Consider the following 12805-nt stretch of genomic DNA (forward strand, 5'->3'; position numbering starts at 1 on the left):
ATACACCTGTACCCATGCCGAACACAGAAGTTAAGCTCTGTAGCGCCAAAAGTAGTTGGGGGATCGCTCCCTGCGAGGATAGGACGTCGCCATGCAAGTGCAAAGGTTGAAGTAATTACTTTAACCTTTTTTTGTGTCTTGGGAAAATAGTACGAATTGCCAAACATACAGATGTTAGTTTCTAAATGATTAAACTATGGTCGCAAAAAATCACAAAAATTGGTAATCGCTAAGAAATGCGATAGGCATTATTATTGTCTAAGGAGCTATTCATTTACAAGGGGTTGTATGTTGCTGTTAAGCGCTAGCCTACAGCATATAAATGGAGCGCCGATAAGGTTTATTTTAAAGACGGGCAACTGTAAATAAATGTAGTTTAGATATTAAGTATAAAAAGTAATCGATATCTTCCAAAAGAGATATTGGATAACGTAGCATGTATTAGGGATAGGTGGGTGATAAGCATCTATACGAATAAAAAGACCCTTACTTGGAAGTATTCCAAGTAAGGGCTTTAAGTCATAATTTGCTAAGTAAATCAGCTAATCATCTTTAGTGAAATCAGTTATTCATTAATGTGGCAAAATTCAACGACTTCGCCATTAGGGCCAGTGATATTGAAATATTGAATACCATGATCCCAGAATGGTAAATGTTGAATTTCATTTTCAACCATCTTAAAACCATGTGCCTTAACATCATTAAAGGCTTTTTGAATATCAGTTGTATCAAGTGAAATGTGATTGATTGCACCAGCAATACCAGTTGCTTCAGCACCTTCCCAAGACTCGATGACAACGTTTTTATATTCAAAAAATTTTACTGTAACGCCATCGTTGTCAAAAGTCCCTTTAACGGTAAAGCCAAGACTTGTCCAAAATGCAGTTGTTGCTGCCATATCTTTAGTGGGAATACCGATATGTTGCAAACCGGTTGTAAAATTATCAATTAAACTCATAATTAGTTATTATCTCCAATATCAATATTTTGGTGTGCTAAGGAAGGAATGACGCGTTTATCAGCCCAACCAGTAATGTTTCCTTGGAGAAGGAAGGCAAATAATGTTCCTAGACCAAAGTTTTCAAAGTTGTGAGTAATAATTAAAGCAATAATTGCCATAATTGTAGGTGGGATATATGAAGCCCACATCGCGATACCAGCCCGCCCGTTGAAGTATTTAAAGCGTAAAATTTGCATTAAATCATCTGCTGGATGCAAGACTAAATTAGCTCGTTGATAGATTGAAATAGCTGTTCCGATTAAAGCAACCCCGAAAAAGTTAATTACAATATACAGACCAATCATGAAAGGTGTCGTTGCATCGGGCATGTGTGCATTGAAAAAATTAGCGAAAATTTGAATGAAAGCAGAGAAGGGAACCATAAAAACTAAGTTACCAAAAATACGTCGCCAATTAAGTTTACCAACTAAAAGAGCATTAAGAAACGAGATCAACATTCCTAAGACTAAAAAGGTCCAAAATAGGTTAACACCGAGGGCTTTTCCTAAATTAGTTTCTGCAGCAGTCCAGTAAGCGGAACCAAGATAACTAGGGTGTATATGGGCACTAGTTACGATTGTCAAAACATTTCCCAATGAATTAATGACTAATGACAACACAAAGAAAATAATGCGGGTTGTCATGTTAGCTTGTTGTGGACTCGTTGAAATGTTTTCTTCCATACTAGGCTTCTTCACTAACTTTTACGATCGCTTTTGATACCGTACCAAGCTTACCAGTTAGATAATCTTCAACAGTGTTAAAGTCTAATTCATGAGAGATAAGTGATAGGACATCAAGTTTATCAGCTGCTAATAATGCTAGTGAGTCTTCAAAAGCATTTGGATTAATGAATGAACCTTGCACAGTTAATTGTTTTTGGAAAACTTCATAGGTATTCATAGAGAAATGTTGATTTGGTTTACCAACACCAAACATAAGTACTTGGGCACCCTTAACTGTCGCTTCAATTGCTTGTTCTTGGGTTTCAGGTAAACCAACGGCTTCGATGACAACATCGTAATCTGCAGGAATTTTTTCTTCCGGCATCTTAAAGGTCCGGGTTGCCCCAAAGTTATCTTTATTATTTTGGAGTTTTTCAGCACTGCGTCCAGCAAGGTCAACTTGGTGAACACCATAGGCTTGAAGTAATTGGACAAAAATTTGCCCCATAAAGCCATCACCAATAACAAGGGCTTTTTGGTAAGGAGTTAATTTTAATAATTTAACACCGTGTACGGCACAAGATATTGGTTCAGTAACGGCTGCAGCCTTTAATGAAACGTTATCTGGCACATGGTAAACCACTTCAGTAGGAGCAGTGAAATAGTCTTCAAAACCACCATCACGAGTAACCCCAACAGCTGAAAGGTGATCACAAAGTTCGGGACGACCAGTCCGACAGTACCGGCATTTGCCACAGTAGATGTTAGGATCGACAGTTACACGATCACCAACTTTAAAATCAGTAACAGCCGCACCGACTTTAGCGATAACACCTGAATTTTCGTGACCTAAAACAATTGGTGGTACAGCATCAGCTGAACCTGGAAGACCAGCATATAAAGCATGATCAGTTCCACAAATCCCAGCATAGGCAGTGTGAATTAAAACTTCATCATTAGCTAAAGATGGTTCTTTTACGTCTTGGACATCTAATTTTTTAGTACCATTTAAAACAAGTGCTTCCATTACTCTATCTCCTCTAAAAACAAAAAGTATATATTTATTTGAACAACTACATTGTAGAACTGTTCACAAATTAATTCAATATGTAAATACTAATATTACGATAGCTTAATTAACGATTATCATTTGTAATTAGCTAAAAGCCTATTTAATCAGGTTTTTACTTTATTATTTTGAAATATAAATTATAAAAAAGATTTTTTTGATATATATCATTAGTTATAACTTTAACTAATCATTGTTAAAGCATTACTTATTAAAGCTATTTTGTTAACAAGCCTGTGGTCTTTAAATACCATAGGCAGTATATTATGACAGATATGCTAAAATTAGTTAAAAGAAATTAGAAAAAGAGGGGCTTGACAATGATAAAAAAATGGCAACAGGTGCGCGATAATAAATGGTTAAAAGTAAGCCAGGAGTATTTTCTACGGGCAGATATTAGTAATGCCAGCGCTACAATTGCTTATTATTCACTATTAGCGCTTTTTCCAGCAATTATTGCATTAGGTGCAATTTTGCCTTTTTTAGGAATTAACATTAATCACTCGTTAGAATTACTAAAAACGGCAGTGCCTAATAATATTTACCAAGTATTAACACCAATCATTCGTTCTGTCTTAGCACGGCAGAGTGTCGGGTTGTTTTCAGTGGGGATCATAATTACACTGTGGTCATTGAGTAAGGTGGTTGCTGCGTTTAGACAACGTTTGGATATTATTTATAATATTAAAAAACCTAAGTCACCCGTCTTAGTTCGTATTATATCAATGGCGTGGTTGGTCGCAACAGTTGGATTATTAGGGTTAGTGATTATTATTATGTCATTGAGTCGTTTGATTCTTGAACAGCTCACAACCTTCAAAGAATTAAGGGGTTGGGTAACCTTAATACAAAATGCAAAATGGCCGATTGTCTGTGTGGTTTTAGTCATTGGTGTAATGATTTTAAACTACGCGCTACCTGCCAAGCGCCCAAAGTTTAGATGGGCACTATTAGGAAGTAGCCTTGAAGTGGGTGGCTTTTTAGGATTGTCACAGTTATTTGGGCTTTATGTTAATATCGCTGCTGCCAAATACAGTTTTTATCAAGCAATTGGTACTTTTATTATCTTGTTAATTTGGCTAAATTTAGTGGCATCGATTGCTCTAATTGGGGCAACTTTTATTGCAATTCTAAATCATGTAGAAACTGAGCAACACACAGCTAGCCAAAACGATGATGAGCAGCCTAACCAAATTAATGAAAATTGGGGTAAAACAAGATTTTTAAGAAAGTAGAAAGGGACTCGTTATAGCATGAATGATGAACAAAAAAAGGAGCAACAGCGTGTTGATTTAGTTATTACTGAAATAAAAGCACAACAAATTTTAGTAGATGACCAATTAAATAAAGCACACCAAGAAACGCGGGCAGTTGAAGGTAACTATACCGATAATGCTTCAATTAACACCTTTGAAATTGATGATGCGAGTGAGACGAATGCTGAGGTGCAACAGCAACGGCAATTAGTGGCGCGCGTTGTCGAGACTGAAAATATTTTAAAGAAACAAGGTGCTACGTTAAAAGCGCTAGCGCAAGCACCGTATTTTGGGAAAGTAGATATTACTGAAGCAGCCCAACCAATGAGCCTCTATATTGGCTTAGCATCGTTTCAAGACAAACAGCAGCATTTTTTAGTGTATGATTGGCGAGCCCCGATTGCGGCAATTTACTATAATGGTACCTTAGGGCAAGTCACATATACCACACCGAGTGGAGCTAGGACAGTTCAATTAACCAATAAACGGCAATTTACGATTGAAAATGGGCAGATTACCAATATGTTTGATACCGACGAAACAGTTGGTGATGAAATGTTACAATATGCCCTAGGGCAACAAAGTGATGCATATATGCAAAACATTGTCGCCACCATTCAAAAAGAGCAAAATGATATTATTCGCGATACTAAACATGACGTCTTATTAGTACAGGGGGTTGCTGGTTCGGGCAAAACTTCAGCAATTTTACAGCGGATTGCGTATTTGTTGTATCATGCACGGCGTGAATTAACGGCTGATCAAATTGTTTTATTCTCGCCTAATCGTTTATTTAGTCATTATATTGCTGATGTGTTACCAAGTTTGGGTGAGCGTAATATGCGTCAAATTACGCTAGCCGAATTTTTAGATGCTCGGTTAGAGGGCTTAAATGTTCAGAGTTTATTTAACGAATATGAGATTAATCAAATTAGGCATGTGCCTACTGCGCTTAATCAAGCGATGGAAAGTGTTAAATTAGTTACTAATTTAGATGCATATGTTGCCCAGTTAGCACCAACTGATTTAAAATTTGCGGATATTTATCATGTTGATCAGGTTATATTTAGTGCATATCATAGTCGGATTATTTTTAATCGATTATCACCTAAATTATCAATTGGTGAACGTCTATTACAAACTAAAAATACGCTAATAAAAGAATTGAAACGCAAGTTAGCTCACTTAGCTGAGTCAGCGATTGTTGCAAAAGAAGTTAATCAATTAACCGTTGATGAATATCAGGCATTATTAGGATCACAATCGGCTTTTCATGACTTGGCCCGGCAGCAAGCATATGCGCAAAAACAATATGTATATAAAAAATATCAACCTATTTATGATGCAATTTATAATAATTATTTCATTGATATTTTTAAGCAATATGCTGCTTTTTTACAATATTATGGCACACAAATTGGGCAAAACGCCATGTTAGCAGCTAAGGAAGAGACCTTTTTAACAGAGCTTGAGTATCACCGCATTGATTTACAAGATGCAGTACCATTATTGTTACTTCGTGATATGTTAACTAAAAATGGCCAAAATCGTGAAATTAAGCATTTATTTATTGATGAAATGCAGGATTATTCATTAGTCCAGCTAGCATATTTAAAACATGCGTTTCCTAATGCCAAATTAACGATCTTAGGGGATATGCAACAGGCCTTATTTAGAACCAGTACTAATTTACATTTTTTAGCGGCTAATTTAAAGACCTTATTTAAGACAAATAATTTAGCAACAATTGTTTTAAACAAAAGTTATCGATCAACACAAGAAATTACTAACTTTGGCAAGGCTTTATTAGAGAAGGGTGCTGCCATAACAGCCTTTACCCGGCATGGTGAACTGCCTGTATTGTTAAGAACAGGTTCGCGTGGCTGCTTGCCAGTGTTACTTGAACTTTTGCAGCAACCAACGCAGCAAAAGACCACAGCAATTATTACGAAAACGCAACAACAAGCGGCAATGGTCAGTCACCAACTAACTAACGCTAAGCTTGCTAATAATTTAATGACCGCCACGGATCGGGAACTAAAAGCGGATCTCGTCGTGTTACCAATTTACTTAGCAAAGGGTTTGGAGTTTGATCGTGTGATTGCATATGATGTATCAGCTGAAAATTATGCCAAACCGACTGATGCAGCGATTATATATACTATTGCATCGCGGGCAATGCATGAATTAGTATTAATAGCAGATGGACCAGTTAATCAGCAATTAGCCCAAATTGATCCATCTTTGTATCGTAAATTAATTGTTAATAAATAGAAGATAGGTGGAAAATCATGGCAGATATTAAATTAATCGGTTTAGATTTAGATGGAACTTTATTAACGAGTAACAAAACAATCACGGCTAAAACAACATTGGTGTTAAAACAGCTGCATGCTAAGGGCTACCATATTGCGATTATGACTGGTCGACCAATTGCAGCGATTGGCCCCTTTATTGAACAATTGGGCTTAACAGGGCCAGAGGATTATAGTTTAACGTTTAATGGCGCCTTGGTTTTAAATAATGTTACGCGTAAAAGTATTGCTAAATTAACTACAACTAAAGCAGCGTTGGCACCGTTACATGATTGGTTAAAAGAACACCACTATCCGATGGATATTCTTGATTTTGATCAAAATTGGCAAATGGCCCAAATGGGGGAACGTTCGGTGTATGCCTCAATTATGAAAGCACCGCTTTTATTTGAATATGTACCATTTAGCGCCTTACCAGACAGGCATGATTATGCAAAAGCAGTGGTGGCGACAACACAACCGCGAGTTGACCAGTTAGTAGATACTTTGCCAACTGCGATTAAAGCGCAATTTCATATCGTGCGCTCACAGCCACAGATTTTAGAATTTTTACAACCAATCCTAGATAAACGGGTGGGTGTACAAGCCTTAACTGAATATTTTCAGTTAACACCGGAAAATGTGATGGTCTTTGGGGATGCCGAAAATGATTTAGGTATGTTTGATTACGCTAAATATCCAGTTGCGATGGCTAATGGGACACGTGAAGCGAAAGCAGCCGCAGTATATGTAACACCGACAACCAATGATGAAGATGGGATTGCTAATTTTTTGACAGCATATTTTAAACTGTAATTACAAGATGGGATGGGCTAATGAGGGCACTCAATTATATTAAAAGTGATTTATATCGGTATACTGGTAAACAAAATGTGGGGGCTTTTGTTAAGTTATACTTTGTGGATGCTGGCTTTGCAACGCAAGTATGGTTTAGATTAATGCTATTACCTAGTATTTTTGGTAAGTTTGCTAAGGGCGTATCCTTTTTTAAACAACGGTGTCATGGAATTTATTTAGGGTTTTGACCGCTAAATGTTGGCCAAGGGGTATACATTGGACATAACAGGCCAATTGTCATTAATTCAAATACCAAAATTGGCAACAATGTTAATTTGGAGCAGTACACGTCGATTGGTTCAAATTCGAATAATTTTGCCCATATCGGTGATGATGTTTATGTTGGGCCAAACACCTCGATTGTTGAAGGGGTGACGATTGGCAGTGACGTTACCATTGGTGCTGGGAGTGTTGTGACTAAAGATATTCCAGCAGGGGTAACGGTTGCCGGTAATTATGCCAAAGTGGTGAATCAACACAACCATGCTGAATATATTGTTAATCGGTGGGGTGTTAAATAATACAAAATTTTAAACGCTGACATAGAAAATATCGGGACACCATCAGTATTCTAGGGTATAATTAAGCAGAATATCCGCGTTGGGTCATTTGTCAACGCATGGAAAGGAAGATAATTTTAAATGACAACAAACGATAAATTTTATATTACAACGCCGATTTATTACCCCTCTGGTAAATTACAACTAGGTAACTCATATACAACGGTATTGGCTGATGCCGCCGCTCGTTATAATCGTTTACTTGGTAAAGAAACTTATTTTTTAACTGGTACTGATGAGCATGGCTTAAAAATTGAGCAAAAAGCAGCAGAATTAGGCAAGACACCTCAAGGTTATGTTGATGAAATGGCCCAACAGTTTAAAGATTTGTGGCAATTGATGGATATCTCATATGATCAATTTATCCGCACCACTGATGCTATGCATGAAAAGGCTGTCCAACAAATTTTTGAACAATTATTAGCCCAAGGCGACATCTATAAAGGAGCCTATGAAGGTTGGTATTCCGTTTCAGATGAAGAATACTTTACCGAATCACAGTTAGCGGAAGTTTATCGAGATGCTGATGGTAATGTGATTGGTGGGAAAGCACCATCGGGCCATGAAGTAGAATTAGTTAAAGAAGAGTCATATTTCTTCAAAATGAGTAAATATGCGGATTGGTTATTGGACTACTATCAAAAGCATCCCGACTTCATTCAACCAGATGCACGGATGAACGAAATGATTAATAACTTTATCAAACCAGGCCTTGAAGATTTAGCGGTTACGCGTACTTCGTTTAACTGGGGTGTTAAAGTGCCATCTGATCCTAAACATGTTGTGTATGTTTGGATTGATGCGTTGGCTAACTATATTACGGCCTTGGGGTACGGTAGTGCTGATCAAACGTTATTTGAAAAGTTTTGGCCAGCTAATGTCCATCTTGTTGGTAAGGAAATTGTTCGCTTCCACACCATTTATTGGCCAATTGTATTACATGCTTTAGGGCTACCACTTCCCGATCAAATTGTAGGGCATGGTTGGTTAGTGATGAAAGACGGTAAAATGTCGAAGTCTAAGGGAAATGTGATCTATCCAGATGTCTTAGTTGAGCGCTATGGCTTAGATGCTGTCCGTTATTATTTATTAAAAGCAATGCCATTTGGTAATGACGGGGTGTTCACACCAGAAGACTTCATTGGTAAGTTAAATTATGACCTAGCCAATGATTTGGGTAACTTGTTGAATCGGACCGTCGCCATGATTAATAAATACCAAGATGGTCACATTCCAGCTTTAGCCAGTGGGACCACTGAGTATGATGCTGACTTAGCTCAAGTGGCCACGGCAACGATTGCTGAGTTTAATGCACAGATGGCACAAATTAGGACTGCTGATGCGCTTAGCACAGTTTGGAAATTAATTGCCCGGGCAAATAAGTACATTGATGAAACAGAACCTTGGGTATTAGCTAAGCAAGGAGCAAGTGCTGAGCTAGCCGATGTGATGGCGCATTTAGCTGCTAGTTTACGGATCGTAGCTATCCTATTACAACCATTTATGACGCATGCACCAAAACAAATCTTTGCACAACTGGGCTTTGATCCAGCCGCAATGCAAATTGCCGGGTTAGCCTTTGCGGACTTACCTGCTAACGCGCAAGTTGTTAAAAAGGGTGAGCCAATTTTCCCTCGACGTGATGCCGATGCCGAAATTGCCTTTGTTGCGGGCTTACTTACTAAATCAGATAAAAAGAAGGGACGTGCAGTGATGGAAGATGCCAAACAAGCAGAGACAACACCGTTTGATCCAAGTAAAACTGAATTAGTATCAACCAAGGATGCCCAAATTGAGTATGCCGATTTTGACAAGGTTGAGCTAAAAGTGGCTGAAATTATTGAAGTCCAAGAAGTACCTAAATCAGATAAACTATTACAGTTCCGTTTGAATGCTGGTGACAAGGATGATCGACAAATTCTTTCAGGAATTAAGAAGTGGTATCCAGACTTTGAAAACCTCGTAGGTAAAAAAGTTGTGATTGTTGCTAACATGAAGTCACGTAAAATGATGGGTCGGTTATCACAAGGAATGATCTTATCAGCTGAACATGGGGATGCAGTGCAACTTACGATTTTACCAGATACAATGGTTCCAGGTAGTGAAATCGCCTAAGCCTTGGTAGAAATGAAAAATTGTCCAAATAAGTAATTAGCTAATTAAGAAGGCGATTTGACACCACTCTCTTTTGAGTAGTGTCAAATCGCCTTATCTATTTATGCAAACTGTAAGTAAAGAGGGTAAAGATGCTTAGAATCTTATTATTAGGGGATAGTTTATTGGCACGCTATGAAGGGGCCAAACAACCGATGATTAATTATCAGTTGGGTGTTTTAAATCCGGATGTAGTAATTGATAACTGGGCGCTAGCAGGTCAAACTTCAGCTGATGTTTTAAATCAGTTAAAGCAGACTAGCATTCGTAAAAAATATGATAAAGTCTGTTTGTTGATTGGAACCAATGATGCCCGGTATCAAACGATTAAGCCGGTTAACTTTGCGGAAAATTTACTAGCAATTACAACTTATCTAACTGATTTTTCCGTGATTTTAATTACGCCACCGCCAGTTGATGAAAGTAAACAGCGGCCAAAACGAACCAATGCTAATTTACGGCAATATGGTAAAATAGTAAGTGAACTTGCAGATAAGCACCAATATCAGTTAATTGATTTGTATCACTTGTTCCATCGTCAAACCAATTGGTTAGAATTATTAAAAGGACAACTAGATGACGGTCTTCACTTTGGTGAGACTGGCTATAAATTACTAGCGACTGCGATAAATACACAAATACAACTAAGATAAAGTGAGGAAAAAAGATGCCAATATATGATCCAACCAAAATGCCAGCAGATAGTTTTGATACGCACACTCATTTGAATGATGATTCATTATTTGAGGAATTAGCCGCGTATGTTGGGCGGGCCCATGAATTTCGGGTAATGGAAATGAATGTCGTGGGATATGACGGAATTGGTAACCAACGGGCGCTTGAAATTGCCCATCAATACGCTGGCATTAATGCGATTTTAGGTTTTCAACCGGAAGATGCAAAATTATTCAGTGCCGATGAAGCAGCGCTTTTAAAAAGCCAGATTAGTGACCCGGCAGTGGTTGGCTTGGGCGAAATGGGGCTAGACTATTATTGGGACACTTCAACTAAAAAGCAACAATGGGATGCTTTTGAACAACAACTAGCTTGGGCAAAAGAGTTTAATAAGCCGGTAACAATTCATGCTAGAGATGCCATGGATGATGTCTACAGTATTCTAAAAAATGCTGATGTTAGTACGATTGGTGGCGTTATGCATAGTTTTACTGGGAATGCTAGCGAAGCTGAAAAATTTCTTGATTTGGGGATGCATGTCTCATTTAGTGGTATTGTAACCTTTAAAAATGCGAAAGAAATTCAAGCAGCTGCACAAGTAGTACCCATGGAACGGTTATTAGTCGAAACGGATGCCCCATATTTGGCCCCCACTCCATTACGTGGTAAACAAAACGAACCAGCGTTTGTTAAGTATGTTGTTGATGGCTTAGCTGCGGTACTAGGTCTTGATCCCCAAGAGGTTGCGCAACAAACAACTGCAAATGCGCGACAATTATGGAGTATTCAGCATGACTAGGATCCAAGAAGTGATTGTTGTTGAAGGTAAAGATGATACTTTGCAACTTAAAAAAGCAGTGGATGCTGATACAATTGAGACAAATGGTTCTGCTGTTTCACGTGAAACATTAGCACAAATTAAAATGATTGCCCAAAAGCGAGGGATAATTATTTTTACTGACCCGGATTTTAATGGTGAACGCATTCGCAAGATTGTGAGTGCTGCTGTTCCGAATGCTAAACACGCCTTTATTAAGCGACAAGATGGCGTGCCAAGGACGGCAGGTGGCAGCCTTGGCGTTGAACATGCGAGTGTTACTACGATTCGTGAAGCCTTAGCGAACCTTTATCAAGAAAGTAGTGCAGCACCACAGGTGATTACGCAACATGATTTGTTAGAAGCTCAATTGATTGGGCATCAAGCAGCCCGGATGCGCCGTGAACAATTGGGCCAAAAGTTACAGATTGGCTATAGTAATGCCAAACAATTATTAAAACGATTACAAATGTTTGAAATTCAAAAAAGTGAATTTTTAGCAGCGATTAGCGAAATTGATCGAGGAGAATAACATGACACCAGAATATCCAGAAATTGCAACACCGGTTCGGACGCAAGCAATTATGAATCAATATGGGATTGCTACCAAAAAAAGTTTAGGGCAAAACTTTTTAACTGATCTCAATATCTTACGAAATATTGTGGCCGCTGCCGAACTTGGCCCTGACGATGATGTCGTCGAAATTGGCCCCGGAATTGGTGCTTTAACAGAGCAATTAGCTAAGAATGCACATCAGGTTTTGGCATTTGAAATTGATGATCGGTTAATTCCAGTATTAGCTGATACTTTAAGCCCTTATAAAAATGTTAAAATTTTACAGCAAGATATTTTAAAAACAGATTTACCAACGACTTTAGCTCAAGAATTACCCGGTAATGGGCCTAAAAAGCTCGTTGCTAATTTACCATATTACATTACAACACCAATCCTGATGAATGTGTTACAAAGCGGAGTGGCGTTGACTAACATTGTGGTTATGATGCAAAAAGAGGTGGCTGAGCGATTAGCAGCAAAGCCTGGGACAAAAGAATATGGTTCATTATCAATCATTGTGCAGTATCGAATGAATGCCGAGATTGCTTTTATCGTGCCCAAAACAGCCTTTGTACCACAACCAAATGTGGACTCAGCGATTGTTAAATTAACTGAGCGAGAGCCATTAACAGTCATGCCGTTTGATGAAAAAGCTTTCTTTAAGTTTGTTAAAGGTAGTTTTGTGCATCGGCGGAAGAGCTACTGGAACAATCTGTTAGTCTTGTTTGGTAAAAGTGATGATACGAAAGCAAAAATTACAGCGGCCTTAGCAGAATGTGCAGTTGATCCTAAAATTCGAGCTGAAAGGTTAGACTTACGGCAGTTTATTACGTTAACAAATGCTTTTCATGCGCAAGGGCTAATTTAAATTTAATCAAGGTATTGTATAATTAGGTTATTA

13 protein-coding genes and 1 rRNA gene are annotated in these 12805 nt (G+C 38.1%); 11 read left to right on the forward strand and 3 right to left on the reverse strand.

The window, feature by feature from the left end:
• Positions 1 to 95 (forward strand): 5S ribosomal RNA (gene rrf / locus JOC59_RS02950); the annotation flags it as partial.
• Positions 96 to 565: 470 nt separating this feature from the next.
• Here the strand turns inward: rrf and JOC59_RS02955 are convergent.
• The 3 genes from JOC59_RS02955 to JOC59_RS02965 are packed head-to-tail and all read right to left on the reverse strand — an operon-like array spanning position 566 to position 2692.
• Positions 566 to 958 (reverse strand): VOC family protein, encoded by a 393-nt coding sequence (locus tag JOC59_RS02955; RefSeq protein WP_205143314.1) that lies wholly within the window; start codon positions 956 to 958, stop codon positions 566 to 568.
• 2 nt (positions 959 to 960) lie between these two features.
• On the reverse strand, positions 961 to 1683 hold the full coding sequence (locus tag JOC59_RS02960) for a DUF6198 family protein (RefSeq protein WP_205143315.1): 723 nt from the start codon (positions 1681 to 1683) through the stop codon (positions 961 to 963).
• A 1-nt stretch (position 1684) separates the two neighbouring features.
• Positions 1685 to 2692 carry a zinc-dependent alcohol dehydrogenase family protein gene (locus JOC59_RS02965; RefSeq protein ID WP_205143316.1) on the reverse strand — a complete coding sequence of 336 codons (1008 nt, stop codon included), beginning with the start codon at positions 2690 to 2692 and terminating at the stop codon, positions 1685 to 1687.
• 362 nt (positions 2693 to 3054) lie between these two features.
• Between JOC59_RS02965 and JOC59_RS02970 the strand changes: the two genes are divergently transcribed.
• From JOC59_RS02970 to rsmA, 10 genes are all read left to right on the forward strand, one after another.
• Positions 3055 to 3969, forward strand: a complete 915-nt coding sequence (locus JOC59_RS02970; protein ID WP_205143317.1) for a YihY/virulence factor BrkB family protein — start codon at positions 3055 to 3057, stop codon at positions 3967 to 3969.
• Positions 3970 to 3987: 18 nt separating this feature from the next.
• Positions 3988 to 6264 (forward strand): RNA polymerase recycling motor HelD, encoded by a 2277-nt coding sequence (gene helD, locus JOC59_RS02975; RefSeq protein WP_205143318.1) that lies wholly within the window; start codon positions 3988 to 3990, stop codon positions 6262 to 6264.
• Positions 6265 to 6281: 17 nt separating this feature from the next.
• Positions 6282 to 7100, forward strand: a complete 819-nt coding sequence (locus JOC59_RS02980) for a Cof-type HAD-IIB family hydrolase (protein WP_205143319.1) — start codon at positions 6282 to 6284, stop codon at positions 7098 to 7100.
• Between the two features lie 20 nt (positions 7101 to 7120).
• Entirely contained in the window at positions 7121 to 7330 is a 210-nt protein-coding gene (locus JOC59_RS02985) for a hypothetical protein (RefSeq protein WP_205143320.1), read from the forward strand.
• 87 nt (positions 7331 to 7417) lie between these two features.
• Positions 7418 to 7663 carry a DapH/DapD/GlmU-related protein gene (locus JOC59_RS02990; RefSeq protein WP_239517002.1) on the forward strand — a complete coding sequence of 82 codons (246 nt, stop codon included), beginning with the start codon at positions 7418 to 7420 and terminating at the stop codon, positions 7661 to 7663.
• 120 nt (positions 7664 to 7783) lie between these two features.
• Positions 7784 to 9817, forward strand: coding sequence for a methionine--tRNA ligase (metG, locus tag JOC59_RS02995; protein ID WP_205143321.1), 2034 nt, complete (start codon positions 7784 to 7786; stop codon positions 9815 to 9817).
• Between the two features lie 131 nt (positions 9818 to 9948).
• On the forward strand, positions 9949 to 10509 hold the full coding sequence (locus tag JOC59_RS03000; protein ID WP_205143322.1) for a GDSL-type esterase/lipase family protein: 561 nt from the start codon (positions 9949 to 9951) through the stop codon (positions 10507 to 10509).
• Between the two features lie 14 nt (positions 10510 to 10523).
• Entirely contained in the window at positions 10524 to 11330 is an 807-nt protein-coding gene (locus tag JOC59_RS03005; protein ID WP_205143323.1) for a TatD family hydrolase, read from the forward strand.
• Entirely contained in the window at positions 11323 to 11880 is a 558-nt protein-coding gene (gene rnmV / locus JOC59_RS03010; RefSeq protein WP_205143324.1) for a ribonuclease M5, read from the forward strand. The genes JOC59_RS03005 and rnmV overlap by 8 nt, the downstream gene beginning before the upstream one ends.
• Position 11881: 1 nt before the next feature.
• Positions 11882 to 12772: a 16S rRNA (adenine(1518)-N(6)/adenine(1519)-N(6))-dimethyltransferase RsmA gene (rsmA, locus tag JOC59_RS03015; RefSeq protein WP_205143325.1), complete on the forward strand. Its 891-nt coding sequence runs from the start codon at positions 11882 to 11884 to the stop codon at positions 12770 to 12772.
• Positions 12773 to 12805: the final 33 nt, after the last annotated feature.

It is taken from the genome of Periweissella beninensis (assembly GCF_016908275.1).
In the GTDB taxonomy this organism is placed as follows: domain Bacteria; phylum Bacillota; class Bacilli; order Lactobacillales; family Lactobacillaceae; genus Periweissella; species Periweissella beninensis.